The organism is Streptomyces sp. NPDC023481, from assembly GCF_055560195.1.
The window spans coordinates 1-23,538 of the sequence record NZ_JBVHJE010000018.1; the positions used below are offsets into that span (position 1 = coordinate 1).

Genomic DNA, 23,538 nt, shown 5'->3' on the forward strand with positions numbered 1-23,538 from the left:
CGTCGCAATCCACACCGAACCGGAAGGCCCTCACCCGTTCAAGATCCCTCAGCCGAGATCTGACTCACCCGTCCACAACCTCCCCGGACAGAACAACTAGTCCTCGACGGCGACACCGTGCCGGACGACCTGGCCCGCCAGGCTCGGCACGGAACCGCTGACGTCATGGCCGCACCACCGCCGAACTCGCCCGGCGCCCGAGGGGTGGGTGTCAGCTCAGGTGTCGAGCGAGGAACCGGACCGCGCTGTCGGCCTCGAACCTGGGCAGCTCCTTGTGCTTGCCGGAGTTGACGTGCAAGGACTTCTCCTTCGAGGCGAAGGCGTCGAACAGCGCGAGTCCCTCCTCGCGCGAGATGTGCTCGTCGTCCCACTGCAGGTCGAACTCGATCGGGATGGTGATCTGCTTCGCCTTGTCGGCCAGGGCGTCGGGCCAGTGCTGACCGAAGACCGCGGCGGTGACCCTGGGTTCGACGGCCACGAACGGGACGCCGATCGCCGTGCCCATGTTGATGCCCCAGAAGCCGACCGGCCCGTCGTCGCCGATCTCCGGGAGTTCCTGGAGAGCGTCCAGCAGCGCCCGGTACTCGGGCACGGCGATCCCGGCCAGGTGGTCGTTGTAGCGCACGACGATCGGGCCTTCCGGCTCTCCCGCCGCCCTCGCCCGGAACAGCTCGGCGATCTCCGCCTCGTCGTGCGCCGTGCGCGGCCGGTCGCCGTGACCGGGTGCATCGATGACGGCGACGTGGAAGCCGCAGCCGGTCACGAGGAGCCGGGCGCGGCCGGACATCGCCGGGTGCTTCTTGTGGTTGCCGCCGCCGTGGGCCATCAGGACGAGGGGTGCACGAGCGGCCGGGCCGGAGGCCGGCGACCAGAGGACGCCGGGGACATCGCCCAGGGTGAAGTCGCGTTCGAGTACGCCGTTCGACGAGGACTCGGTGGTGAACTGCAGAGAGTGCACAGGTGGTGCCTTTCGGGAGTGCCTGGTGTCGAGGCGCTCCCGGCGGCACCTGTGTCAGTCGCCGGCCGTGACGGGAAGGGGGAGCACCCACGTGCATACAGCGTTCACGGGTCTCACCTCCTCGGGCGGTGTCACGGTCGGCTGAAAGCTACCCGCCCGGTGATCATCCGTACAACCTCTTTTTCTCCGGTACCTGTTCCGGCCTCCGCCGTGCGCCGCAGGCTGCGCCGGACCGTCCGCCGACTTCCGCTCGTTCGTTTCTGCGGTGACTTGCCGGTCCGGCACGCTTCGTCGAAGCGCATCGACTAGGGGTCGCGACTCCGTAGCCATGGCCACACCTCAGAAACCTCAGGGCTATTGATGTCCAAGCCCTTGTCTCGCGCATACCCCGCCGTTACCTTCCCCCCTGTCCATTGAAGCGCTTCGAAAGGACAGTTGGGGTGTCCCCTCCGCACCGGACCGCTCCCGCGGCCAACCCCGTGATCCCGGGCTTCCACCCCGATCCCAGCGTCTGCCGTGTGGGCGAGGACTACTATCTGGCGTGCTCCAGCTTCGAGTACTTCCCCGGCGTGCCCGTCTTCCACAGCCGTGACCTGGTGCACTGGACGCAGATCGGCAACGCCCTGGACCGGCCGAGCCAGCTGAGCCTGCCGGTGGACACTCCGTCCTCGGCCGGGATCTACGCCCCGACCCTGCGCCACCACGACGGACGTTTCTGGCTGATCGTCACGAACGTCAGCGAGGGCGGCGGCAACCTGCTCGTCACCGCCACCGACCCCGCCGGGCCGTGGTCCGATCCGGTCCGCCTGCCCGGCGTGCCCGGCATCGACCCGGACCTGGCCTGGGACGAGGACGGCACCTGCTGGTGCACGGTCGCCGGTGTCGCCCAGGTCCGCATCGACCCGTCCACCGGGCGGACGTACGGGCCGCCGCGCACGCTCTGGTCCGGCACCCCCGGCGCCAAGGCCCCCGAGGCCCCGCACCTGTACCGGATCGGCGGCTACTGGTACCTGCTCATCGCCGAGGGCGGCACCGAGCGCGGTCACGGCGTGTCCATCGCCCGCGGCCGCGCCCCCGACGGCCCGTTCGAGCCGTGCCCGGCCAACCCGGTCCTCACCCACCGCGGCACCGACCACTCCGTGCAGAACACCGGCCACGCGGACCTCGTGCAGGCTCCCGACGGCTCCTGGTGGATGGTGCTGCTCGGGGTACGGCCGCGCGGCGGCACCCCCGGCTGGCACGTGCTCGGCCGGGAGACCTTCCTGGCGCCTGTGACCTGGCAGGACGGCTGGCCGGTCGTCGGCGAGCCGGCCCTGCAGCCGCCCGCGCCCCCGCGGCCGCTCGTTCCCGGCCCCGCCGAGGAGCAGCGCGACGACTTCGACCTCGGCGAGCTGCGGCCGTACTGGATCTCGCTGCGCGACCGGCCCGCCGAGCACTGCACCACCAAGGAGCGCCCCGGTTGGCTGACGCTCCGCGCGCGGGGCGACTCACTGGACGCGCCCGACGCCGTCTTCACCGGGCGCCGCCAGCAGCACCTGGCCTGCCGGGCCCGCACCCTGGTCGACGCCCGGGAGGGCCGCGGTGGTCTCGCCGTACGGCTGGACGAGCGGCACCACTACGCCGTGGAGGCCACCGCCACCCAGGTACGGGTGATCGCGCGCGTCGGCGACCTGCGCACGGTCGTGGCGACCCGGCCCGTGCCCGCCGGGCCGCTGGTCCTCGGCGTGACGGTCACGAGCCCGCCGCTCCCGCACGGGCCGCGCACCGGGCCCGACATCGTCTCCCTCGGCGTCGAGGAAGCCGACGGCACGTTCACCGCGCTCGCCGCACTCGACGGCCGCTACCTGTCGACCGAGGTCGCCGGCGGCTTCACCGGCCGTGTCCTCGGCATGTACGCCACGGCGGCCACCGTCCACTTCGACTGGTTCGACTACGCACCCCTGCCCGACTGAGCCGCGCGAGAGCACGCCGGCGGCGCGGCCGCTCGCACCTCGTCGCCGCGCGCCCCCGGATCCGATCCCCCGCACGACCGACCGACCGAAAGGGACGACACGTGAAGGACACCGGTCAACCCGCGCGCCACCGCAGCCGTGGCCCCGGCCGCCTGGCGGCACTTCTGCTGGCGCTGCTCGTCACGCTCGGACTGTCCGCCGGCACCACGTTCGCCGCGACCGACGGCCACCGGAAACCGTCGCGGACGACGGCCGGGGTTCCGGCGCGCGCCATGGACGCCGTGGCCGCGATGCAGCCCGGCTGGAACCTGGGCAACACCCTGGACGCGATCCCCGACGAGACCTCCTGGGGCAACCCGGCGGTCACGAAGGCCCTGTTCGACCCCCTCCGCGCGCGGGGCTTCCACAGCGTCCGCATCCCGGTGACCTGGACCGACCACCAGTCCGCCACCGCGCCGTACACCATCGACGCCGCCTTCCTGAACCGCGTGAAGCAGGTGGTCGACTGGGCGCTCGCCGACGGCCTCTACGTCGTGCTCAACGTCCACCACGACTCCTGGCAGTGGATCGCGAACATGGCGACCGACCACGACACGGTGCTCGCCCGCTACAAGGCCACCTGGACCCAGATCGCCACGGCCTTCCGGGACGAGCCGCGCGGCCTGCTCTTCGAGAGCGTCAACGAGCCGCAGTTCAACAACGCCACGGACGCCCAGAAGACCGAGTTCCTCGACGAGCTGAACACCTCGTTCCACACCATCGTCCGCTCCTCGGGCGGCGGGAACACCACTCGCCTGCTCGTGCTGCCCACGCTGGGCTGCACGCCCTCCCAGGACCTGATGGACAACCTGGCCGGCACGATGAGCGCCCTGCACGACAGCAACCTGGTCGCCACCGTGCACTACTACGGCTGGTACCCGTTCAGCGTGAACATCGCCGGCGGCACCCACTTCGACGCCACCTCGCAACAGGACATGGCCGACGCCTTCGCCCGCATGCACGACACGTTCGTCGCCAAGGGCATCCCCGTCTACCTGGGCGAGTACGGCCTGCTGAGCTGGCCTGACTACACCCGTGTTGACGCCGTCGAACACGGTGAGGGGCTCAAGTACTTCGAGCAGCTCGGCTATCAGGCGCGCACCGCCAAGGTCACCACCGCACTGTGGGACGCCGGTTCGTTCCTGAACCGCTCCACGCTCCAGTGGCGCGACCCCGCCCTGTTCGCCGCGGTCAGGTCCAGCTGGACCACCCGCTCGGGCACCGCCTCCTCCGATCGGGTCTTCGTGGCGAAGTCCGCCCCGATCACCGCCCGGACGCTCACGCTCAACCCCAACGGCACCACGTTCCAGGGCCTGTGGCAGGGCGACACCCGGCTCGTCGCGGGCCGGGACTACACCCTCTCCGGCGACCAGCTCACCCTCACCGCCACCGCCCTCACCCGGCTGACCGGCGACCGTGCCTACGGCGTCGACGCGACCCTCCAGGCCCGCTTCTCCCGCGGGGTCCCCTGGCGGATCGACGTGCTCACGTACGACACCCCGGTGCTGTCGAACGCGACCGGCACGACCAGCTCGTTCGGCATTCCCACGCAGTACCGGGGTGACGTGCTGGCGACCATGGAGGCCAGGTACGCCGACGGCGGCAACGCCGGTCAGGCCGACTGGACGCCGTACCAGGAGTTCAACAGCGCCTTCACCCCCGACTACCCGGGCGGCAGGCTCGTCCTCACCGCCGACTTCCTGAACGCGCTGCACGACGGCGCACCGGTGACGCTCACCTTCCACTTCTGGAGCGGCGCCACCGTCACGTACCAGGTGACCAAGTCCGGCGGTGCGGTGACCGGCACGACGTCCTGACCGACCGGCCCCAAGCCCTGGTCGCCCCACCCGGGCGGCCAGGGTTCACCGGCACACCCTGAGGGCAGCCTCGGCCAGCACGACCCGCGCCGGGCGGCCGGCACCCGGAGGCCGCACCCCTGTGAATCGGCGGCACGGTCATTGACGGGGGCATGACCGCACACCTACGGTCCGACCGGACAACCGAACCGCGTTCGGCATACCGACCATCCTGGATCTCTCCGTCTCGCCCTGGAGCACCCATGACCCGCGGACCCCACCTCTCCCGGCGCTCCTTGCTCGGCATGGCCGCCGCCACCCCCCTCGCCGTCACCGGTGTGCTGGGCGCCGGAGCCGGCACCGCCCACGCGGCCGGCACGGCGTACGCGATGGCCTACTTCACCGAGTCGCCGAACGGCACCGGCAGCGACTACGGCCTCCACCTGGCCGTCAGCACCGACTCGCTCAACTGGATGCCACTGAACCAGAACAACCCCGTTCTCACCCCCACCGAGGGCGCGCTCGGGCTGCGCGACCCGTTCATCCTGCGCAAGCAGGACGGCACGTTCGTCGTCCTCGCCACCGACCTCAAGGGCACGGACTGGAACTACGTCAGCCAGTACGTGCACGTGTGGAACTCCACCGACCTGCGGACCTTCACCGGCTACCACCGGCTGAAGGTGCACGACATGAACACCCACGCCTGGGCCCCGGAAGCCTTCTGGGACGCGGGGCGGCGCCAGTACGCGCTCATCTACTCCGCCGTGAACTCCAGCGGCCACAACGTCATCATGGTGAACTACACCACCGACTTCGTCACCGCCTCCGCCCCGCAGGTCTTCTTCGACCCCGGCTACGACGTGATCGACGGGGACATGGCGGTGGGCGTGAACGGGGTCAACTACCTCTACTTCAAGAAGGACCAGACACTGGTCGGCGCCCGCTCCACCAGTCTCGCCCCGGGCAGCTTCACCGAGTTCAGCACCGGCGTCGCACACGGCGGCACGGAGGCACCCACCCTGGTCAAGGCGCCGAACGGCTGGTACCTCTGGGGAGACACCTACACGCCCAACGGCGTCTTCTACGCCTGGCAGACCGGCGATCTCGCCTCGGGCACCTGGACCGCCCTCGACCAGAAGGCCTACACCCAGCCGGTCAACTCCAAGCACTGCGGGATCACCCCCCTCACCACCACGGAGTACGACAACCTCGTGGCCCGGTGGGGCGCCCCCGCCTGGAACCGGCTCAAGTCCTACAACTACCCGGCCCGTTACGTCCGCCACGCCGACTACGTCGGCCGCATCGACGAGTACCCCTTCGACCCGTACCGCGACTCGCTGTGGCAGCTCGTTCCCGGCCTCGCCGACAGCGGCGGCGTCTCCTTCCGGTCGGTCGACCAGCCCACCCGCTATCTGCGCCACTACGACTACCAGCTGCGCCTGGACGTCAACGACGGCACGTCGACGTTCGCGGCGGACGCCACCTTCCACCGTACGGCGGGCCTGGCGGACGCGAGCTGGTCGTCGTTCCGCTCGCACAACTACCCCACCCGCTACCTCCGCCACTCCGACTACGTCCTGCGGATCGACCCGGTCGCGACGGCCACCGACCGGCAGGACGCGACGTTCCGCGTCGGCTACTGACCCGCCACCGGCGCCGGCAGGCCGATCCACGCCATCGCGCGCACGAGGGTGGCGGGCGCGCGATGCTGGGGAGCGGACGTCCCCGAGGAGGCCAGGAGGCTCGGCCGGTGATCGCCGTCAACCCGTTGGACAGCGCCTCGGTGCTGGCCGCCTTCGGCGCGCTGGGCGTGCTGGCGGTCGTCTTCGCCGAGTCGGGTCTGCTGGTCGTCGGCTTCTTCCTGCCCGGGGACACTCTGCTGTTCCCGGCCGGGGTGCTGTGCGCGGGCAGCGCCGACCAGCCCCCGCGGCTGGCGCTGTGGCAGGTGCTGGTGTGCGCGGCCGTCGGGGCGGTGGCGGGCGGACAGGTCGGCTATCTGATCGGGCGGCACGGCGGCCGGGCGCTGCTCGCGCGCACCTCCCACGGCCGGGTGAAGGCGGCTGTGGCCCGGGCCGAGCGGCTGCTGGCGCGCTACGGCCACGGCAAGGCGCTGGTGATCGGCCGCTTCGTACCGCTGCTGCGCTCGGTACTGCACCCGGTGGCCGGCGTCCTCGGCGTGCCGACCGGCATCTTCACCCTCTGGCAGACGGTGGGCGGGGTGCTGTGGTCGCAGACCCTGGTGCTCGCCGGGTACACCCTGGGCGCCTCGGTCCCCCACATCGACGACTACCTGCTGCCGCTGGTCGCCCTGGTGGTCGTCGTGTCGCTGCTCCCCCTGCTCCCGGCGGCCCTGCGCGCCCGCCGCGAGCGACGCGACTCCCCGCGCTGAACCGGTCGGCCCGGCCACGGCCCACCGCAGGCCGACGCCTGCCGGGGCTCGGCCGGCTCGGCGGTCCACGGCCAGGCGGCCTCGCGGCCGGCCTCCGCGAGGACGACCATCCGGAACGCGGCGTCCGTCAGACCGCCGAACGTGTGCCGGTGGGGGCCCGTGGGGCCGTGGGCCGGCCGGTACCCCGCCAGGTTCCACGTGTAGACGGGGACGTCGGCCGGGACCGGGTCGGCCGGTCCGCCGGGGTGGTCGGGGGCGGCCTGTTCGTCGGTGACGATCAGGACCCGGTCGTGTCCCCGGTAGTGCGTCCGCACCGCCTTGGTGGTGCATGTGCCCCCGAGGGCGTGGAACCGTTGCAGTACCTCCAGCACCGGCTCACCCGGCTCGAACGGCACCTGTGCGCTGTTCCAGCCGAACTCCACCAGGTCCGCGTGCTCGGCCCGCAGGGCCGGCGCGGTGCCGAACACGGCCGCCGCGTCCGCCCGGGTGAGCCGGGAGCGCTCGGAGACGGTGTCCCAGAACATCGAGTCGGACCGGTCCACCAGGATCAGGGTCCGGCCGGGGAGGGACGGCACATTGGCCAGGGAGTGGCCCAGGGCCCGTTCCAGCGCGGCGGCCCAGCGCGGCGACGGCGCGTGCCGGTGGGCGGCCAGGTAGCGGAAGGGGAACTGCGCGCCGACGAACCCGGCGAACTGCTCGCCCACGAGGGCGGCGGCGTCACTTGGTCGTCAGAAGGAAGTAGCCGCAGCCGGGCGCACCGCGGGCGCGGTCGCGCCGCCCACCGTACAAGGGCCACCGGGCCGCCCACCAGCGATTAACGGCCGGCGACTTGACGACGGGCACGGCCCCGCCGGCATCCGGCGCCCCGGCGCCGCCGCGGTGTCGCGTCGCAGGCACCCGAGGGGGTGCGTTTTCTCACCCGTTCCGGCGTCATCATCTCCGGAACGGCCACCCGGCCACCCGAGTCTGGTGCACTGCCCCTGCGGACAGATCAGCTGACGAGACTTCAGGGGACAGGGTGACGAGACGTCGAAGGCGTTCGGCAGCGGGCAGAACGGTTCTCACGGTGGCCACGGCGTTCGGTGTGCTGGCCGGCGCGTCCCTGGCGGGTGCGGCACCGGCCGGTGCCGCACTCGCGGGCAGACGGCTCGCGCCCGGCGTCACCTACCGGCAGTTCGACGTCCCCGCGGCCGCGGGCACGGCCCGCGGCCACCTGGTCACGGTGGACCTCGCCGATCCGCACGTGCGCGTGGACCTGCTGCACCCGGGCGCGGTGGCGGCCCGGGCGACGGTCTCCCGGATGGCGGACGCGGCCGGGGCGGTCGCCGGGGTGAACGGGGACTTCTTCGACATCACCGAGACGCAGCACCCGGGGGTGGAGGCCACCGGCGCCCCCGTCGGACCGGCGGTGGCCGGCGGAGAGGTGCTCAAGGCGGCGGTGCCGAACGGCCAGCGGTTCGGGCCCGCGCTGCCCACGGGCGGCAGCACCCGGGACGTGTTCGGGGTGGGCAGCGACGGCCGGGCCCGGCTGGACCGCCTCTCCCTCACCGGCTCGGTCGGCACGCCGCAGGGACGGCTGCCGCTCAGGGGGCTGAACCAGTACGCGCTCCCCGTGGGCTCCGTCGGCGCCTTCACCGCCCGCTGGGGCAGCGCCTCCCGGGTGCGGGCCGTGTGCGGCACCGACAGCCGGCGGTCGGCGCCGTGCAGCGATGACACGTACGAGGTGAAGGTGCGCGGCGGCAGGGTGGTCTCCGCCTCCGACGCCCCGGGAAGCGGCACGATCCCGGCGGGCACCACGGTCCTGCTGGGCCGCGAGGCGGGCGCGCGGGAGCTGCGCGAGCTGTCGGTCGGTGACCCGGTGGACGTCGCGCACACCCTGGTGGCGTCCTCGTCCGCGACGCCGTACACGTTCGCGATCGGCGGCTTCCCGATCCTGCGCGCCGGCACTCCGCTGTCGGGCCTGGACACCGCCTCCTCGGCGGTGCGCACGGCCGTCGGCTTCAAGGACGGTGGCCGGCGGTTGCTGCTCCTGGTACTGGACGGCGCGGCGGCCTACCGTACCGGGCTGACCGTCGCGGAGGAGGCGCGGACCATGCGGTCCCTGGGTGCCACCGACGCCTTCAACCTCGACGGGGGCGGCTCGGCGGAGCTGGTCACCCGCGGCTCCGGCGCGTCCGCCGTGTCGGTGCGCAACCACCCGAGCGGCGGCGCCGAACGCCCGGTGCCCGACGGCATCGGCGTCTTCTCGACCCCGTGAGACCCGCCGAGAGCCCCTGAGACCGGGCGCGCGGGGCGGGCGCGGGGGTTGTTCAGGGGCGCAGGCCGCTCACCAGGTCGGCGGTGGCGGTGAGCCCGCTGTGGATGGTGGGCGCCATGCTCGTGCTGGCGAGGTAGAAGCCGAGCAGCATGCATACCAGGGCGTGGGAGACCTTCAGCGCGCCGTTGCGCATGAAGATCACGGCCAGGATCAGGAGCAGCAGCACCACAGAGATGGAAATCGCCATCGGAACCTCCTCCGCCACGCCCCGTGTGCGGCGTTCGGCCGCAAGTGTGGCGTAGCGGAGGGTTCGTCCGGGCGGCTGGCGTGTCCTCCGAACGTGTGGTGTCGCCGCCGGCGGTCAGGGAGCCTGGAGGTCGGCCAGTTCGGCCAGGATCTCGCGGTGGGCGCCCGCCGTGCCGTAGGCGATGGAGTCCGCCTTGGCCCGCTTCAGGTACAGGTGGACGGGGTGCTCCCAGGTCATGCCGATCCCGCCGTGCAGCTGCAGCGCCTCCTCCGTGGCGCGTACGGCGACGGGGGCGGCGTATGCCTGGGCGACGGCCACCGTGAGGTCGGTGTCCTCGCCGGAGGTGAGCGCGTCGGCGGCAGCGCGGGCGGCGGCCCGGAGATTGACGGTCTCCAGCCACAGCTGGGCGAGCCGGTGCTTGAGCGCCTGGAAGCCGCCGACCGGCCGGTTGAACTGCTTGCGCTCCTTCAGGTACCGGACCGTCTCCGTCAACGCCCAGTCGGCCACGCCCAGTTGCTCGGAGGCGAGCAGTCCGGCGGCGGCACGCAGGGCACGGCGTACGGCGGGCTCCGCGTCGCCGACACGGCGGCCCGCCGCGCCGGCGAGGGTGACGGTGGCGAGCGGGCGGGTCAGGTCCAGGGAGAGCTGCGGGGTGAGGGTGACGGCGTCGGCGGTGACGGCGTACAGGCCGCCGTCGTCGGCCGGGACGAGCAGCACGTCGGCGACGGCCGCGTCCGCGATCCCCGTCAACTCCCCGTGCAGGGTGCCGTTCTCGACCCGGACGGCCGTGACGTCGGCGCCCGGTGCCGTGGCGAGGCCGACCGCGAGCACGCCGATGGTGCGGCCGGAGGCGAGCTGCGCCGTCAGCTCCCGGTCGCCGCAGGCCAGCAGCGCCTCGGTGGCCACGACCGCGCTGGTCAGATACGGCAGCGGGGCGACCGCACGGCCCAGCTCCTCCAGTACGACGGCGACTTCGCGGTGGGTCGCGCCCTGGCCGCCCTGTTCCTCGGGCACCAGCAGGCCGGCCAGGCCCATGCCCTCGGCGAGGGACTTCCACAGGGCGCGGTCGAACGGGGTGCCCGACTCGCCGCGGGCGATCACGTCGGCCGGTGCGCAGTGGTCGGTGAGCAGGTCGCGGACGGCGGCCCGCAGCGCCTCTTCCTCCTCGGAGTACAGCAGATCCGTCATCGGGCGAGGTCCTTCCAGGCGACGTCCTTGTCGGTGCGCGGCTCGGCGGGCAGGCCCAGGACGCGCTCGGCGACGATGTTCAGCAGGACCTCGCTGGTCCCGCCCTCGATGCTGTTGCCCTTGGAGCGCAGATAGCGGTATCCGGCGTCCCGGCCGGTGAAGTCGACCAGCTCCGGGCGGCGCATGGTCCAGTCGTCGTACAACAGGCCCTCCTCGCCGCGGAGCTCGACCTCCAGGCCGCTGATCTCCTGGTTGAGGCGGGCGAAGGCGAGCTTCATGCCGGCGCCCTCGGGGCCGGGCTGGCCGACGGTGAGCTGCTGGCGCAGGCGTTCGGCGGTGAGCCGGGACACCTCGGCCTCGACCCACAGCTTCAGCAGCCGCTGGTGCAGGTCGTGGGTGCGCAGGTCCGGGCGTTCGCGCCAGGTCCGCGCGACCGGCCCGATCATGCCGCCCTCGCGGGGCAGGGCCATGCCGCCGATGGCGACACGTTCGTTGTTCAGCGTCGTCTGGGCGACGCGCCAGCCGTCACCGACCTCGCCGAGGCGGCGGGAGTCGGGGATGCGGACGTCGGTGAGGAAGACCTCGTTGAACTCGGCCTCGCCGGTGATCTGGCGCAGCGGCCGGACCTCGACGCCCGGGTCGGTCATGTCGCAGACGAAGTAGGTGATGCCCTGGTGCTTGGGCACGTCCGGGTCGGTGCGGGCGATGAGGATGGCCCAGCGGGCGATGTGGGCGCTGGAGGTCCACACCTTCTGCCCGTTGACCACCCAGCCGTCGCCCTCGCGTACGGCCCGGGTGCCGAGCGCGGCCAGGTCGGAGCCGGCGCCGGGCTCGCTGAACAGCTGGCACCAGACCTCCTCCCCGGTCCACAGGGGCCGCAGGAAGCGTCGCTTCTGCTCGTCGGTGCCGTACTTGAGGAGGGTCGGCGCGGCCATGCCGAGGCCGATGCCGATGCGCCGGGGGTCGTTGTCGGGGGCGCCGGCGGCCTCCAGTTCGGCGTCCACGACGCCTTGGAGGGATCGCGGGGCGCCGAGGCCGCCGAGGCCCTCCGGGTAGTGCACCCAGGCGAGGCCGGCGTCGAAGCGGGCCCGCAGGAAGTCCGCCCGGGCGGTGTCGGCGGGCGGATGCGCGGCCAGCAACTCCCGTGTGCGGCGGCGCAGTTCCTGGGCGTCGGTCATGCCGCTCCCTCCATCACCACGGTGATCCGGCCGGTGGAGTGGCCGTCCGCCACCTTCTGCACGGCCACGGCGGCCTCGCCCAGCGGCACCCGCTCGCTCACCAGTGGCGCGATCGCGCCCCGGGCGGCCATGTCGGTGAGCTGCTCGTGGCACTCCAGGACCAGCTTGGGGTTCCTGGTGTTGTACAGGCCCCAGTGCAGGCCGACGATCGAGTAGTTCTTCACCAGGGCGTGGTTGAGGGCGGGGCTCGGGATGGTGCCGCTGGCGAAGCCGACGACGACGATCCGGCCCTCGAAGGCGACCAGCTTGGCGGACTGGGTGTAGGCGGCGCCGCCTACGGGGTCGTAGACCACGTCGGCGCCCCGGCCGCCGGTGGCCTCCTTGACGGCGGCGACGACGTCCTCGGCGTGCCGGTCGACCACCACGTCGCAGCCCAGCCGCCGGGCGACGGCGGCCTTGTCCGCGCCGCCCACGACACCGATGACGGTGGCGCCGGCCGCCTTGCCGAGCTGTACGGCGGCGCTGCCCACGCCACCGGCGGCGGCGTGCACCAGCAGGGTCTCGCCGGCCTCCAGGCGGGCGCGGCGGTGCAGACCGAACCAGCCGGTCTGGTAGCCGATGTGCAGGGCGGCGGCCTCGGCGTCGTCCAGCGAATCGGGCGCGGGGAGCAGGGCACGGGCGTCGGCGAGGGCGTACTCGGCGAAACCGCCGTGGGGCAGCGCGGGGTTGGCGATCACCCGGCGGCCGTCCTCGGTCTCGCCGCAGATCTCCACGCCCGGCGTGAACGGCAGCGGCGGGCGGATCTGGTACTGGCCCCGGCACAGCAGCGCGTCCGGGAAGTTGACATTGGCGGCGCGCACCCGCAGCAGCACCTGGCCGTCGGCGGGCGTGGGCGGCTCCACCTCCGCCAGGCGCATCACCTCGCTCGGCTCGCCGTTCTCGTGCACTTGCCATGCCTGCATGCGGGGCCTCCACGGGACTGCTTCGTCTGACCGGGCTCGACGGCATACTAAGCGGTCGCTTGTCGTTCAGGGAACAGTTGCGTGGGTCACGTGCGGGCGGGTCGCGCCCTCACGTGCATCCGCTCGCCCTGCGGCCCGAACAGGCTCAGGTACTCCACCGGCCCCTCCCCCGCCGCCCCGAACCAGTGCGGCACCCGGGTGTCGAACTCGGCCGCCTCGCCCGCGGACAGCACGACATCGTGGGGGCCGAGCACCAGCCGCAGCCGCCCGGCCAGCACGTACAGCCACTCGTAGCCCTCGTGGGTGCGGGGGTCCGGCTCGCCCGTCCGCGGCTTCTCGATCACCTTGTAGGCCTGGAGCCCGCCGGGCTGCCGGGTGAGCGGGTACATCGTCCGCCCGTCGCGCACGATCGGCCTGGCCCGCACCCGGGGATCGCCGACCGGCGGCGCGCCGACCAGCTCGTCCAGCGGCACCTGGTGGGCCTGGGCGATCGGCAGCAGCAGTTCGAGGCTGGGTCTGCGCAGGCCGGACTCCAGCCGGGAGAGCGTGCTCACCGAGATTCCGGTGGCCTCGGACAGCGCGGCCAGGGTCACCTCCCGCTCCCTGCGGATCCGGCGCAGCCTCGGGCCCACGTCCGCCAGGACGTCGTCGGTACTCATGACCCCAGTTTGCGGGACTGGCAAACACGCTTGTCAATCCCGCACCGCTCGGACGACCGTCGTGCCATGACCGCACACCACACCTACGAAGTCGTCATCGTCGGCGGCGGGGCCGCCGGGCTGTCCGCCGCGCTGGTCCTGGGCCGCTCCCGGCGCCGGACTCTGGTCGTCGACGCGGGCGAGCCCCGCAACGCGCCGTCCGCGCACCTGCACGGCTATCTGTCCCGGGACGGCATGTCCCCGGCCGCGTTCCTGGCCGTCGGGCGGGAGGAGATCGCCCGGTACGGGGTGGAGCTGGTCCGGGGCCGGGTCGAGGACGCGGCCCGGGATGCGGACGGGGACTTCACCGTCCGCCTGGCCGGCGGCCGGGTCGTACGGGCCCGGCAGCTGGTGATCGCGACCGGTCTGAGGGACGAACTGCCGCCGCTGCCCGGCCTCGCCGAACGGTTCGGCCGGGACGTGCTCCACTGCCCCTACTGCCACGGCTGGGAGGCCCGCGACCTGCCCACCGGCGTCCTCGCCACCACACCGCTGAGCGTCCACCAGGCGCTCCTGGTCACCCGGTGGTCCAAGGACGTACGGCTCTTCCTGCACGAGCTCGGCGAGTCCGACCTGACCGACGAGGACCTGCGCCTGCTGGCCGCCGCCGGCGTCGGGGTCGTCCCCGGCGAGGTGGCGGAGCTGGTGATCACCGGCGACCGCCTCACCGGTGTCCGGCTCGCGGACGGCACGGTCCACGACCGCGAGGTCCTGTACGCCGCCCCGCGCGCGGTCCCGAACAACGAGCTGCTCGTGCGGCTGGGCGCGCGGCTGCGCGAGACGCCCTTCGGCAGCTACCCGGTGACCGACGAACGGGGCCTGACGAGCGTGCCCGGCCTGTGGGCGGCGGGCAACGCGAGCGGCTTCGCAGAGCAGGTGGTCAACGCGGCGAGCGGGGGACACCGGGCAGGGGTGGCCATCAACGGGGAGCTGCTGATGGACGACCTGGCGGCGCGGACGTCCTGAGGTCCGGTGTGGGCGCCGCCGCGCGGGCACCACCGGCCACCACGCACCCGGCGGGCCGCTGAGGCACCATGGCGGCATGCTGCTGACCCGGTTGGCCCAGGTGTCCCGGGAGGTCGCCGCGACGGCGGCCCGGTCCCGGAAGATCGCGCTGCTCGCGGAGCTGTTCCGGGACGCGGAGGCGGACGACGTGCCGATCGTCATCCCGTACCTGGCCGGACGCCTGCCGCAGGGGCGCCTCGGGGTCGGCTGGAAGGTGCTGGGCCGCCCGGTCCCGCCGGCCGCCGAACCGTCCCTCACCGTGCGCGAGGTCGACGCCCGGCTGAGCGAACTGGGCAAGGTGGGCGGCGCCGGCTCCCAGGCGGAGCGGGCCCGGCTGGTCGGCGCGCTGATGGGCGCGGCCACCGAGGAGGAGCAGCGCTTCCTGCTCGGCCTGCTCACCGGCGAGGTCCGGCAGGGCGCCCTGGACGCGGTCGCGGTGGAGGGCCTCGCCCGGGCGACCGGCGCCGACCCGGCGGACGTACGGCGGGCCGTGATGCTCGCGGGCTCGCTGCAGACGGTGGCCCAGGCCCTGCTCGGCGAGGGGCCCGGCGCGCTGGAGCGGTTCCGGCTCACGGTCGGCCGGCCCGTGCTGCCGATGCTGGCGCACAGCGCCTCCTCGGTCGCCGAGGCGGTGGAGAAGCTGGGCGCCTGCGCGGTGGAGGAGAAGCTGGACGGCATCCGGGTCCAGGTGCACCGGGACGGCGACACGGTACGGATCCACACCCGCACCCTGGACGACATCACCGACCGGCTGCCCGAAGTGACGGCGGCCGCGCTGGAGTTGCGGGGCGAGCGGTTCATCCTGGACGGGGAGGTGATCTCCTTCGACGCGGCGGGCCGGCCCCGGTCCTTCCAGGAGACGGCGGGCCGGGTCGGCTCGCGCACCGACGTGGCGAAGGCCGCCGGGCAGACCCCGGTCTCCCCCGTCTTCTTCGACGCCCTCGCGGTCGACGGCCGGGACCTGCTGGACCTGCCGTTCACCGAGCGGCACGCGGAACTGGCCCGGCTGGTGCCCGAGCCGATGCGGGTGCGGCGCACGCTGGTCCCGGGGGCGCAGGGCATCGCGGAGGCGGAACGGTTCCTCGCCGACACCCTGGCCCGGGGTCACGAGGGCGTGGTGGTCAAGGCGCTCGACGCGCCGTACAGCGCGGGCCGGCGCGGCGCCGCCTGGCTCAAGGTCAAGCCCGTGCACACCCTGGACCTGGTGGTGCTGGCCGCCGAATGGGGCCACGGCCGCCGCACCGGCAGGCTGTCCAACCTGCACCTGGGCGCCCGCACCCCGGACGGCGGTTTCACGATGCTCGGCAAGACCTTCAAGGGCATGACCGACGCGATGCTCGCCTGGCAGACCGGCCGGCTCCGTGAGCTGGCGGTCGAGGACGAGGGCTGGGGAGTCCGGGTCCGCCCCGAACTCGTCGTGGAGATCGCCTACGACGGCCTCCAGCGCTCCTCCCGCTACCCGGCCGGCGTCACCCTGCGCTTCGCCCGCGTGGTCCGCTACCGCGAGGACAAGCGCCCCGAGGACGCCGATACCGTGGAGACCCTGCTGGCAGCCCACCCGGAGGTCACGCCGTGACGGTGCGGACGACGAAGCGCAGCGCGGGACTGTTGCTGTTCCGGCACACCGATCAGGGTCTGGAGGTGTTGCTCGGCCATATGGGCGGCCCGCTGTGGGCGAAGAAGGAGGCCGGAGCCTGGACGGTGCCGAAGGGCGAGTACGACCCGGAGGAGCCCGCCTGGGAGGCGGCCCGGCGCGAGTTCCGGGAGGAGCTGGGGGTGGCGCCGCCCGACGGGGAGGCCGTACCGCTCGGCGAGGTGGCGCAGCGCAACGGCAAGATCGTCACGGCGTGGGCGGTGGCGGCGGACCTCGACCCGGAGACGATCACCCCGGGGACCTTCACGATGGAGTGGCCGCCGCGGTCCGGCCGGCTCCAGGAGTTCCCGGAGCTGGACCGGGTGGCGTGGTTCGCCCTGGACCGGGCCCGTGAGGTGATCGTCACGGCGCAGGCCGCGTTTCTCGACCGGCTGGCGGAGCACTCGGGCTAGGAACGCGCCCCGGAGGCGACCGTGAGGCCGCCCGAGGGACCGCCGCGTTGCGACGCGCGGGGTCGCGCGCGAAGGTCGAGACAAGCCCGCTCCCAGGGAGGTCAGCCATGCCCATCGCGACGGTGAACCCGGCGAACGGCGAGACGCTCAAGACGTACGAGCCCATGGACGAGGACGAGCTGGAACGCCGGCTCGAACTCGCCGAGGCCACCTTCCGCACGTACCGGACGACCTCCTTCGCCGACCGCGCCCGACTGCTGAACAAGGCCGCCGACCTGCTGGACGAGGACCAGCCGGAGATCGGCCGGATCATGACCACCGAGATGGGCAAGCCCGTCCGGCAGGCCCGCGCGGAGGCCGCGAAGTGCGCCAAGGCGATGCGCTGGTACGCCGAACGCGCCGAGGGGCTGCTGGCCGACGAGGAGCCCCCCGAGACGGACGTGCGCGACTCCGGCGCCTCCCGGGTCCGGGTCCGCTACCGGCCGCTCGGCCCGGTCCTCGCCGTGATGCCCTGGAACTTCCCGCTGTGGCAGGTGGTCCGGTTCGCCGCGCCCGCGCTGATGGCGGGCAACGTGGGCCTGCTCAAGCACGCCTCCAACGTCCCGCAGACGGCTTTGTACCTGGAGGACCTGTTCCACCGGGCCGGCTTCCCCGAGGGCTGCTTCCAGACGCTGCTCATCGGCTCCGGCGCGGTGGACGACCTCCTGCGCGACGACCGCGTGAAGGCGGCCACCCTGACCGGCAGCGAGCCCGCGGGCCGGGCGGTCGCGTCCACCTCCGGCCAGATGATCAAGAAGACGGTGCTGGAGCTGGGCGGCAGCGATCCCTACGTCGTCATGCCCTCGGCGGACCTGGACCGCGCGGCCGAGGTCGCGGTGACCGCGCGCGTGCAGAACAACGGGCAGTCCTGCATCGCCGCCAAGCGGTTCATCGTGCACACCGACGTCTACGACGCCTTCGCCGAGAAGTTCGTCGCGGGCATGAAGGCGCTCAGGACCGGCGACCCGCTCGCGGAGGACACCGAGATCGGGCCGCTCGCCAGCGAGCGGGGCAGGACCGACCTGGAGGAGCTGGTGGACGACGCCCGGCGCAGCGGGGCCGAGGTGCTGTGCGGCGGACAGCGGCCGGACGGACCCGGCTGGTACTACCCGCCGACCGTCCTCGCCGGCATCACCCGGGAGATGCGCATCCACCGCGAGGAGGCCTTCGGACCGGTCGCCACGCTGTACCGGGCGGACGACCTGGACGAGGCCGTGCTGATCGCCAACGACTCGCCGTTCGGCCTGAGTTCGAACGTCTGGACGCGGGACGACAGCGAGGTGGAGCGGTTCGCGCGGGACCTGGAGGCCGGCGCCGTGTACGTCAACGGGATGACCGCCTCCCATCCGGCGTTCCCGTTCGGCGGGGTGAAGCGGTCCGGGTACGGGCGTGAGCTGTCCGGGCACGGAATCCGGGAGTTCTGCAACATCACCACGGTTTGGCAGGGTGCGTGAGCACCGCGCGACTACCATCCCGTTCTGTGAACCGCGAAGTGACCCTGCCTCTGATCGTCGACGACCGCGGTACCTTGCAGGTGGCCGCGGCCGACGTGAGTAAGTTGTTGCGGACCGTGGGTGCGCGGTGGCTGCACCTGGTCGAGGCCGGGGAGCAGGCGCTGGACGAGGACACGGTCGCCGCGCTGACCATCGAGCTGGCGAAACTGGCGGACCGCATCGACGTCGCCTGCATCGCGCACAGCAGCGGGGCGCCGTAACGCCCGTTTCCCTGTTTTCCCTCGTCCGGCGGCATGAATCGCCCTGCGCGCCGGACCCCCGCGTCCCCGGTTCGGAGTAATCCAACGCGAGATCGTCGTCCTCCCGGGTGACGGTGGGTGGAGCACCCACAGAGGTGAACCCACCTTCTGGCCGGGGGCCCAGGCCCTTCGGAGAGCGGAAAGCAGGGACGGTTCATGGCGACTTTGTGCAGACCCTCGGTGTCGGTCCCGGAGCACGTGATCACGATGGAGGAGACGCTGGAGCTGGCGCGCTCCCGCCACGCGGGCCACCCCCAACTGCCACTCGCCCTGAGGCTGATCGAGAACACCGGCGTCAGGACGCGGCACATCGTGCAGCCCATCGAGGAGACCCTGAAGCATCCGGGTTTCGAGGAGCGCAACAAGCTCTACGAGGCCGAGGCCAAGGCCCGCGTGCCGGCGGTGATCCAGCGGGCGCTGGACGACGCGGAGCTGCTCACCAGCGACATCGACGTGATCATCTACGTGTCGTGCACCGGGTTCATGATGCCCTCGCTCACGGCGTGGCTGATCAACGAGATGGACTTCGACAGCACCACCCGCCAGCTCCCCATCGCCCAGCTGGGCTGCGCGGCCGGCGGTGCCGCGATCAACCGGGCGCACGACTTCTGCTCGGCCTATCCGCACGCCAACGCGCTGATCGTGGCCTGCGAGTTCTGCTCGCTGTGCTACCAGCCCACCGACATCGGCGTCGGCTCGCTGCTCTCGAACGGACTCTTCGGTGACGGCATCGCCGCCGCCGTGGTGCGCGGGCGCGGCGGCACGGGCGTCACCCTGGAGCGCAACGGCTCCTACCTGATCCCGAAGACCGAGGACTGGATCGCCTACGACGTCCGGGCCACCGGCTTCCACTTCCTGCTGGACAAGCGGGTGCCCGCGACCATGGAGCCGCTCGCCCCGGCGCTGAAGGACCTGGCGGGCAGCCACGGCTGGGACGCGTCCGACCTGGACTTCTACATCATCCACGCGGGCGGGCCCCGAATACTCGACGACCTCAGCAAGTTCCTGCAGGTCGACCCGCATGCCTTCCGGTTCAGCAGGGCCACGCTCACCGAGTACGGCAACATCGCCAGCGCCGTCGTCCTGGACGCGCTGCGCCGGCTCTTCGACGAGGGCGGCGCCGAGGACCACGCCCGTGGACTGCTCGCCGGCTTCGGCCCCGGCATCACCGCCGAGATGACGGTGGGCCGCTGGGTCAACGCCGACGGGGACAGCCGATGATCGAGCAGTCCACGCTCCCCGAGACCCGGCCCCCGGTCCGGCACTGGCCGGCGCTCGACCTCACCGGCACGGACTTCGACCCGGTGCTGGCGGAGCTGATGGCCGAGGGCCCGGTCACCCGGGTCCAGCTGCCCAACGGCGAGGGCTGGGCCTGGCTGGTCACCCGGTACGACGACGTACGCAAAGTGACCAATGACCCCGTCTTCAGCCGTGCCGCGGTCATGGACCGGCAGGTCACCCGGCTCGCCCCGCACTTCATCCCCGACCGGGACGCGGTCGGCTTCCTCGACCCGCCCGACCACACCCGGCTGCGCCGCTCGGTCGCCGCCGCCTTCACGGCGAAGGGCGTCGAGCGGGTCCGCGCCCGGGCCCGCGCCGTGCTGGCCGGCATGGTGGACGACCTGCTCCTGGGCGGTCCGCCCGCGGATCTCACGGCGGCGGTCCTCGGCCCGTTCCCGATCGCGGTGATCTGCGAGCTGATGGGCGTCCCGGCCGGCGACCGGCACGCCCTGCACACCTGGACCCAGCTGATCCTGTCCGCAGCGCACGGCAGGGACGTCAGCGAGAGAGCCAAGCGGGAGATGAGCGCCTACTTCGCCGACCTGATCGCCCTGCGCGCGGACAGCACCGGCGAGGACGTCACCTCGCTGCTCGGCGCCGCCGTGGGCCGGGGCGAGGTCACACCGAAGGAGGCCGCCGGCCTCGCCGTCCTGCTCCAGATCGGCGGCGAGGCGGTCACCCACAACAGCGGGCAGCTGTTCTACCTGCTGCTGACCCGCCCCGGCCTGCTGAGGCGGCTGCGCGCGGAGCCGGAGCTGCGCCCCCGGGCGATCGACGAACTCCTGCGCTGGATCCCGCACCGCAACGCGGTCGGCCTGTCCCGGATCGCCCTCGCGGACGTGGACGTCGGCGGCGTCCGCATCCGCGCCGGCGACCCGGTGTACGTCTCCTACCTGGCCGCCAACCGCGACCCGGCCGTCTTCACCGACCCCGACACCCTCGACCTCTCCCGCAGCCCGAACCCGCACGTGGCCTTCGGCTTCGGCCCGCACTACTGCCCCGGCGGCATGCTGGCCCGACTCGAGGAGGAACTGCTGATGAACGCCCTGCTGGACCGGATACCGGGCCTCAGACTGGCCGTACCACCGGATCAAGTGACGTTCCGCAAGGGCGCGTTGATCCGGGGGCCGGCGTGCCTCCCGGTGACCTGGTGAGCCGCTCATGACCGGGACCGAGGGACTGTACGTGCCGCCGGGCCACGGCCGTGTCGTGGCGACCCCGGCCCAGCGGGTGACGTTCAAGGTCACCGGCGTCCACTCGCGGATGGCGTCCACCTTCGAGGTGGAGGTGCCGCCCGGCTTCGACGTGGGCGCCCATGTGCACACGCGCAGCGAGGAGTTGTTCTACGTCCTCGAAGGCGAGCTGGACGTCCTCGCCTTCGAGCCGCGCGTGCGCACCCCCGACAACTGGCGCTCGTGGGAGTCGCGTTCGGGCAACCGGGTGGTCCGTGCGACACCGGGCACCGTCATCGTCGTACCGCCCGGCTGCCCGCACGCCTTCGCCAACCCGACGGAATCCCCGGCCAAGATGTTCTTCCAGGCCTCTCCCCCGCCGGATCACGAGCGCTACTTCGAGGAACTGCTGGAGATCCTGGCCGACGGCGGGCCGCCGGACCACGAGGCGATCGAGGCGCTCAGGGCCAAGTACGACATCGAGCAGCTCACACCGCTCAGACACCGCTGAGCGCCCGGAGGGGACCTAGCGGATCGGCATCCCGGACAGGGTCCGCGCGATGACGAGCCGCTGGATCTCGCTCGTGCCCTCGAAGATCGTGTAGATGGCCGCGTCGCGGTGCATGCGCTCGACCGGGTACTCGCGGGTGTATCCGTTGCCGCCCAGGATCTGGATGGCCTGGGCGGTCACCTTCTTCGCGGTCTCGCTGGCGAACAGCTTGGACATGGAGCCCTCGGCAGCGGTGAACGGCTTGCCGTTGACCGCCATCCAGGACGCCCGCCACACCAGCAGACGCGCGGCGTCGATCTGCGTCCGCATGTCCGCGAGCTGGAAGGCGACCCCCTGGTTGTCGATGATCGGCCGGCCGAACTGCTCCCGGGTCCTGGCGTAGTCGAGGGCGACCTCGTACGCGGCGCGGGCGGTGCCGACCGCCATGGCGCCGACGGCCGGGCGGGACGCCTCGAAGGTGGCCATCGCCGCGTTCTTCACCCGCTCGCCCCCGGCGGCCCTCGCCTTCTCCCGGGCGCGGGCCAGCCGCTGGTCCAGCTTCTCCTTGCCGCCGAGCAGGCAGGAGCCGGGCACCCGCACGTTGTCGAGGACGACCTCGGCGGTGTGCGAGGCGCGGATGCCGTGCTTCTTGAACTTCTGGCCCTGGGACAGCCCGGCCGTGCCCGGCGGGATGATGAAGGAGGCGTGGCCCTTGGAGCCCAGGTCCGGGTCGACCACGGCGACGACGACGTGGACGTTGGCGATGCCGCCGTTGGTGGCCCAGGTCTTCGTGCCGTTGATCACCCACTCGTCCTTGGCCTCGTCGTACACCGCACGGGTGCGCATGGAGGCGACGTCGGAGCCGGCGTCGGGCTCGGAGGAGCAGAACGCGGCGACCTTGACGTCGTTCGGGTCGCCGTACATCTGGGGAATCCAGGTGCCGATCTGTTCCTCGGTACCGTTGGCGAGGACGCCCACGGCGGCCAGGCCGGTGCCCACAATGGACAGGGCGATGCCCGCGTCGCCCCAGAACAGTTCCTCCATGGCCATCGGGATGCCGAGGCCGGTGGGGTCGAAGTACTGCTGCGCGTAGAAATCGAGGGAGTAGATGCCGACCTTCGCGGCCTCCTGGATGACCGGCCAGGGCGTCTCCTCGCGCTCGTCCCACTCGGCCGCCGCGGGGCGGATCACCTCCGCGGCGAAGCCGTGGAGCCAGTCGCGTACTTCCCTCTGTTCCTCGTTCAGCTCCATGGTGAACTCGGCCATGTCCCCTCCAGCGGCGGCAGTGCGATGTTACTAGCGGTAACGCGAGTCTGTTACTGATCGGTAGGAAAAGTCAACCGGTGATGACATCTCCGTATCCCGTTCGATGTCAGGGGCACGGTCAGTGTTAGTTTGCGCAGGCGTCACCGAATCAGCACGGGTGGGGAGAGCACATGGACACCACGCAGCGGACCGAGCAGCAGCGGTCCGCCGACCGCCGACGGCGCGAGCTGCTGGAGGCCGCCGACCGGGTGGTGCTGCGCGACGGCCCGCAGGCGTCGATGAACGCGATCGCGGCGGAGGCGGGTATCACGAAGCCGATCCTCTACCGGCACTTCGGCGACAAGGGCGGACTCTACGCCGCGCTCGCCAAGCGGCACACCGACGCGCTGCTCGACTCCCTGCGGGCGGCGCTGGACGCACCCGTCGACCGGCGCGAACGGGTCGAGTCGACGCTGGACACCTACCTCGCCGCGATAGAGGCGCGACCCCAGGTGTACCGGTTCCTGATGCACCCGGCGGACGGCAACACCGGCGGCGACCAGGGCTTCGACGTCGGCAAGCACAGCGTTCCGCTGCTCCGGCGGATGGGCGAGGAGCTGGCCCAGGTCATCGAGGAGCGGGTCGACCTGGGCCCGGGAAGCCAGCGGCTGGCCCGGGTCTGGGGGCACGGGATCGTCGGGATGATGCACGCGGCCGGGGACTGGTGGCTGGGTGAACGCCCCTGCTCCCGGGCCGAGTTGGTGCGCTCCCTCGCGGACCTGCTGTGGGGGCGGCTCGCGGCCGCGGGCGACCGGGTGGGGGGCCCGGGGTTCTGACCCCTCG

Annotated in this window: 21 protein-coding genes and 1 pseudogene; 14 read left to right on the forward strand and 8 right to left on the reverse strand. The window is 72.6% G+C overall.

Annotation, left to right across the window (positions count from 1 at the left end):
- Positions 1-211: 211 nt before the first annotated feature.
- On the reverse strand, positions 212-958 hold the full coding sequence (locus ACZ3ZD_RS29615) for an alpha/beta hydrolase family protein (RefSeq protein WP_467403768.1): 747 nt from the start codon (positions 956-958) through the stop codon (positions 212-214).
- A 440-nt stretch (positions 959-1,398) separates the two neighbouring features.
- Here ACZ3ZD_RS29615 and ACZ3ZD_RS29620 point away from each other — a divergent pair, with 440 nt between their 5' ends.
- The 4 genes from ACZ3ZD_RS29620 to ACZ3ZD_RS29635 all read left to right on the forward strand — a co-directional run bounded on the left by ACZ3ZD_RS29620 (position 1,399) and on the right by ACZ3ZD_RS29635 (position 7,134).
- Positions 1,399-2,910, forward strand: a complete 1,512-nt coding sequence (locus ACZ3ZD_RS29620; protein ID WP_467403771.1) for a glycoside hydrolase family 43 protein — start codon at positions 1,399-1,401, stop codon at positions 2,908-2,910.
- Between the two features lie 101 nt (positions 2,911-3,011).
- A complete protein-coding gene (locus ACZ3ZD_RS29625; protein WP_467403773.1) occupies positions 3,012-4,766 on the forward strand; it encodes a cellulase family glycosylhydrolase in 1,755 nt (584 codons plus the stop codon).
- 242 nt (positions 4,767-5,008) lie between these two features.
- The gene (locus tag ACZ3ZD_RS29630; RefSeq protein ID WP_467403776.1) at positions 5,009-6,388 is read left to right on the forward strand and encodes a glycoside hydrolase family 43 protein; all 1,380 of its coding nucleotides are present in this window, start codon (positions 5,009-5,011) and stop codon (positions 6,386-6,388) included.
- A 107-nt stretch (positions 6,389-6,495) separates the two neighbouring features.
- Positions 6,496-7,134 carry a DedA family protein gene (locus tag ACZ3ZD_RS29635; RefSeq protein WP_467403780.1) on the forward strand — a complete coding sequence of 213 codons (639 nt, stop codon included), beginning with the start codon at positions 6,496-6,498 and terminating at the stop codon, positions 7,132-7,134.
- 59 nt (positions 7,135-7,193) lie between these two features.
- On the opposite strand, the pseudogene ACZ3ZD_RS29640 reads toward ACZ3ZD_RS29635, so the two are convergent.
- Positions 7,194-7,805, reverse strand: a pseudogene (locus ACZ3ZD_RS29640) (TROVE domain-containing protein); the annotation flags it as partial.
- Positions 7,806-8,200: 395 nt separating this feature from the next.
- On the opposite strand from ACZ3ZD_RS29640, the gene ACZ3ZD_RS29645 reads away from it, so the two are divergent.
- Positions 8,201-9,391 carry a phosphodiester glycosidase family protein gene (locus ACZ3ZD_RS29645; protein WP_467403783.1) on the forward strand — a complete coding sequence of 397 codons (1,191 nt, stop codon included), beginning with the start codon at positions 8,201-8,203 and terminating at the stop codon, positions 9,389-9,391.
- 52 nt (positions 9,392-9,443) lie between these two features.
- Here ACZ3ZD_RS29645 and ACZ3ZD_RS29650 read toward each other — a convergent pair whose 3' ends face one another.
- The 5 genes from ACZ3ZD_RS29650 to ACZ3ZD_RS29670 all read right to left on the reverse strand — a co-directional run bounded on the left by ACZ3ZD_RS29650 (position 9,444) and on the right by ACZ3ZD_RS29670 (position 13,625).
- Complete coding sequence (locus ACZ3ZD_RS29650) at positions 9,444-9,638, reverse strand: hypothetical protein (protein ID WP_467403786.1); 195 nt, start codon at positions 9,636-9,638, stop codon at positions 9,444-9,446.
- Between the two features lie 114 nt (positions 9,639-9,752).
- Positions 9,753-10,826, reverse strand: a complete 1,074-nt coding sequence (locus ACZ3ZD_RS29655) for an acyl-CoA dehydrogenase family protein (protein WP_467403789.1) — start codon at positions 10,824-10,826, stop codon at positions 9,753-9,755.
- Positions 10,823-12,004 (reverse strand): acyl-CoA dehydrogenase family protein, encoded by a 1,182-nt coding sequence (locus ACZ3ZD_RS29660; RefSeq protein ID WP_467403791.1) that lies wholly within the window; start codon positions 12,002-12,004, stop codon positions 10,823-10,825. Before ACZ3ZD_RS29660 ends, ACZ3ZD_RS29655 begins: the two co-directional genes overlap by 4 nt.
- Positions 12,001-12,966 (reverse strand): NADPH:quinone oxidoreductase family protein, encoded by a 966-nt coding sequence (locus ACZ3ZD_RS29665; protein WP_467403795.1) that lies wholly within the window; start codon positions 12,964-12,966, stop codon positions 12,001-12,003. Before ACZ3ZD_RS29665 ends, ACZ3ZD_RS29660 begins: the two co-directional genes overlap by 4 nt.
- A gap of 86 nt (positions 12,967-13,052) precedes the next feature.
- A complete protein-coding gene (locus tag ACZ3ZD_RS29670; protein WP_467403798.1) occupies positions 13,053-13,625 on the reverse strand; it encodes a helix-turn-helix domain-containing protein in 573 nt (190 codons plus the stop codon).
- A gap of 66 nt (positions 13,626-13,691) precedes the next feature.
- Here ACZ3ZD_RS29670 and ACZ3ZD_RS29675 point away from each other — a divergent pair, with 66 nt between their 5' ends.
- From ACZ3ZD_RS29675 to ACZ3ZD_RS29710, 8 genes are all read left to right on the forward strand, one after another.
- Positions 13,692-14,630 carry an NAD(P)/FAD-dependent oxidoreductase gene (locus ACZ3ZD_RS29675; RefSeq protein ID WP_467403801.1) on the forward strand — a complete coding sequence of 313 codons (939 nt, stop codon included), beginning with the start codon at positions 13,692-13,694 and terminating at the stop codon, positions 14,628-14,630.
- A gap of 76 nt (positions 14,631-14,706) precedes the next feature.
- Complete coding sequence (locus ACZ3ZD_RS29680) at positions 14,707-16,245, forward strand: ATP-dependent DNA ligase (RefSeq protein ID WP_467403804.1); 1,539 nt, start codon at positions 14,707-14,709, stop codon at positions 16,243-16,245.
- Positions 16,242-16,715 carry an NUDIX hydrolase gene (locus ACZ3ZD_RS29685; protein WP_467403808.1) on the forward strand — a complete coding sequence of 158 codons (474 nt, stop codon included), beginning with the start codon at positions 16,242-16,244 and terminating at the stop codon, positions 16,713-16,715. The genes ACZ3ZD_RS29680 and ACZ3ZD_RS29685 overlap by 4 nt, the downstream gene beginning before the upstream one ends.
- A 107-nt stretch (positions 16,716-16,822) precedes the next feature.
- Complete coding sequence (locus ACZ3ZD_RS29690; protein WP_467403811.1) at positions 16,823-18,208, forward strand: NADP-dependent succinic semialdehyde dehydrogenase; 1,386 nt, start codon at positions 16,823-16,825, stop codon at positions 18,206-18,208.
- Between the two features lie 26 nt (positions 18,209-18,234).
- Positions 18,235-18,468, forward strand: a complete 234-nt coding sequence (locus ACZ3ZD_RS29695) for a DUF6213 family protein (protein ID WP_467403814.1) — start codon at positions 18,235-18,237, stop codon at positions 18,466-18,468.
- Positions 18,469-18,663: 195 nt separating this feature from the next.
- Positions 18,664-19,728, forward strand: a complete 1,065-nt coding sequence (locus tag ACZ3ZD_RS29700; RefSeq protein ID WP_467403816.1) for a type III polyketide synthase — start codon at positions 18,664-18,666, stop codon at positions 19,726-19,728.
- Positions 19,725-20,942, forward strand: coding sequence for a cytochrome P450 (locus ACZ3ZD_RS29705; protein WP_467403820.1), 1,218 nt, complete (start codon positions 19,725-19,727; stop codon positions 20,940-20,942). The genes ACZ3ZD_RS29700 and ACZ3ZD_RS29705 overlap by 4 nt, the downstream gene beginning before the upstream one ends.
- 7 nt (positions 20,943-20,949) lie before the next feature.
- On the forward strand, positions 20,950-21,471 hold the full coding sequence (locus tag ACZ3ZD_RS29710) for a cupin domain-containing protein (RefSeq protein ID WP_467403822.1): 522 nt from the start codon (positions 20,950-20,952) through the stop codon (positions 21,469-21,471).
- A gap of 15 nt (positions 21,472-21,486) precedes the next feature.
- Here ACZ3ZD_RS29710 and ACZ3ZD_RS29715 read toward each other — a convergent pair whose 3' ends face one another.
- On the reverse strand, positions 21,487-22,716 hold the full coding sequence (locus tag ACZ3ZD_RS29715) for an acyl-CoA dehydrogenase family protein (RefSeq protein ID WP_467403826.1): 1,230 nt from the start codon (positions 22,714-22,716) through the stop codon (positions 21,487-21,489).
- 170 nt (positions 22,717-22,886) lie between these two features.
- Here ACZ3ZD_RS29715 and ACZ3ZD_RS29720 point away from each other — a divergent pair, with 170 nt between their 5' ends.
- Complete coding sequence (locus ACZ3ZD_RS29720) at positions 22,887-23,531, forward strand: TetR/AcrR family transcriptional regulator (RefSeq protein WP_467403830.1); 645 nt, start codon at positions 22,887-22,889, stop codon at positions 23,529-23,531.
- The last annotated feature ends 7 nt before the right edge of the window (positions 23,532-23,538 follow it).

What these genes read in the sequence shown, in the direction of transcription:
- ACZ3ZD_RS29665 (WP_467403795.1), bottom strand. Translation starts at nt 12,966, where the DNA reads ATGCAGGCATGGCAAGTGCACGAGAACGGCGAGCCGAGCGAGGTGATG.
- ACZ3ZD_RS29630 (WP_467403776.1), top strand. Translation starts at nt 5,009, where the DNA reads ATGACCCGCGGACCCCACCTCTCCCGGCGCTCCTTGCTCGGCATGGCC.
- ACZ3ZD_RS29660 (WP_467403791.1), bottom strand. Translation starts at nt 12,004, where the DNA reads ATGACCGACGCCCAGGAACTGCGCCGCCGCACACGGGAGTTGCTGGCC.
- ACZ3ZD_RS29670 (WP_467403798.1), bottom strand. Translation starts at nt 13,625, where the DNA reads ATGAGTACCGACGACGTCCTGGCGGACGTGGGCCCGAGGCTGCGCCGG.
- ACZ3ZD_RS29675 (WP_467403801.1), top strand. Translation starts at nt 13,692, where the DNA reads ATGACCGCACACCACACCTACGAAGTCGTCATCGTCGGCGGCGGGGCC.
- ACZ3ZD_RS29710 (WP_467403822.1), top strand. Translation starts at nt 20,950, where the DNA reads ATGACCGGGACCGAGGGACTGTACGTGCCGCCGGGCCACGGCCGTGTC.
- ACZ3ZD_RS29650 (WP_467403786.1), bottom strand. Translation starts at nt 9,638, where the DNA reads ATGGCGATTTCCATCTCTGTGGTGCTGCTGCTCCTGATCCTGGCCGTG.
- ACZ3ZD_RS29680 (WP_467403804.1), top strand. Translation starts at nt 14,707, where the DNA reads ATGCTGCTGACCCGGTTGGCCCAGGTGTCCCGGGAGGTCGCCGCGACG.
- ACZ3ZD_RS29655 (WP_467403789.1), bottom strand. Translation starts at nt 10,826, where the DNA reads ATGACGGATCTGCTGTACTCCGAGGAGGAAGAGGCGCTGCGGGCCGCC.
- ACZ3ZD_RS29720 (WP_467403830.1), top strand. Translation starts at nt 22,887, where the DNA reads ATGGACACCACGCAGCGGACCGAGCAGCAGCGGTCCGCCGACCGCCGA.
- ACZ3ZD_RS29715 (WP_467403826.1), bottom strand. Translation starts at nt 22,716, where the DNA reads ATGGCCGAGTTCACCATGGAGCTGAACGAGGAACAGAGGGAAGTACGC.
- ACZ3ZD_RS29690 (WP_467403811.1), top strand. Translation starts at nt 16,823, where the DNA reads ATGCCCATCGCGACGGTGAACCCGGCGAACGGCGAGACGCTCAAGACG.
- ACZ3ZD_RS29700 (WP_467403816.1), top strand. Translation starts at nt 18,664, where the DNA reads ATGGCGACTTTGTGCAGACCCTCGGTGTCGGTCCCGGAGCACGTGATC.
- ACZ3ZD_RS29705 (WP_467403820.1), top strand. Translation starts at nt 19,725, where the DNA reads ATGATCGAGCAGTCCACGCTCCCCGAGACCCGGCCCCCGGTCCGGCAC.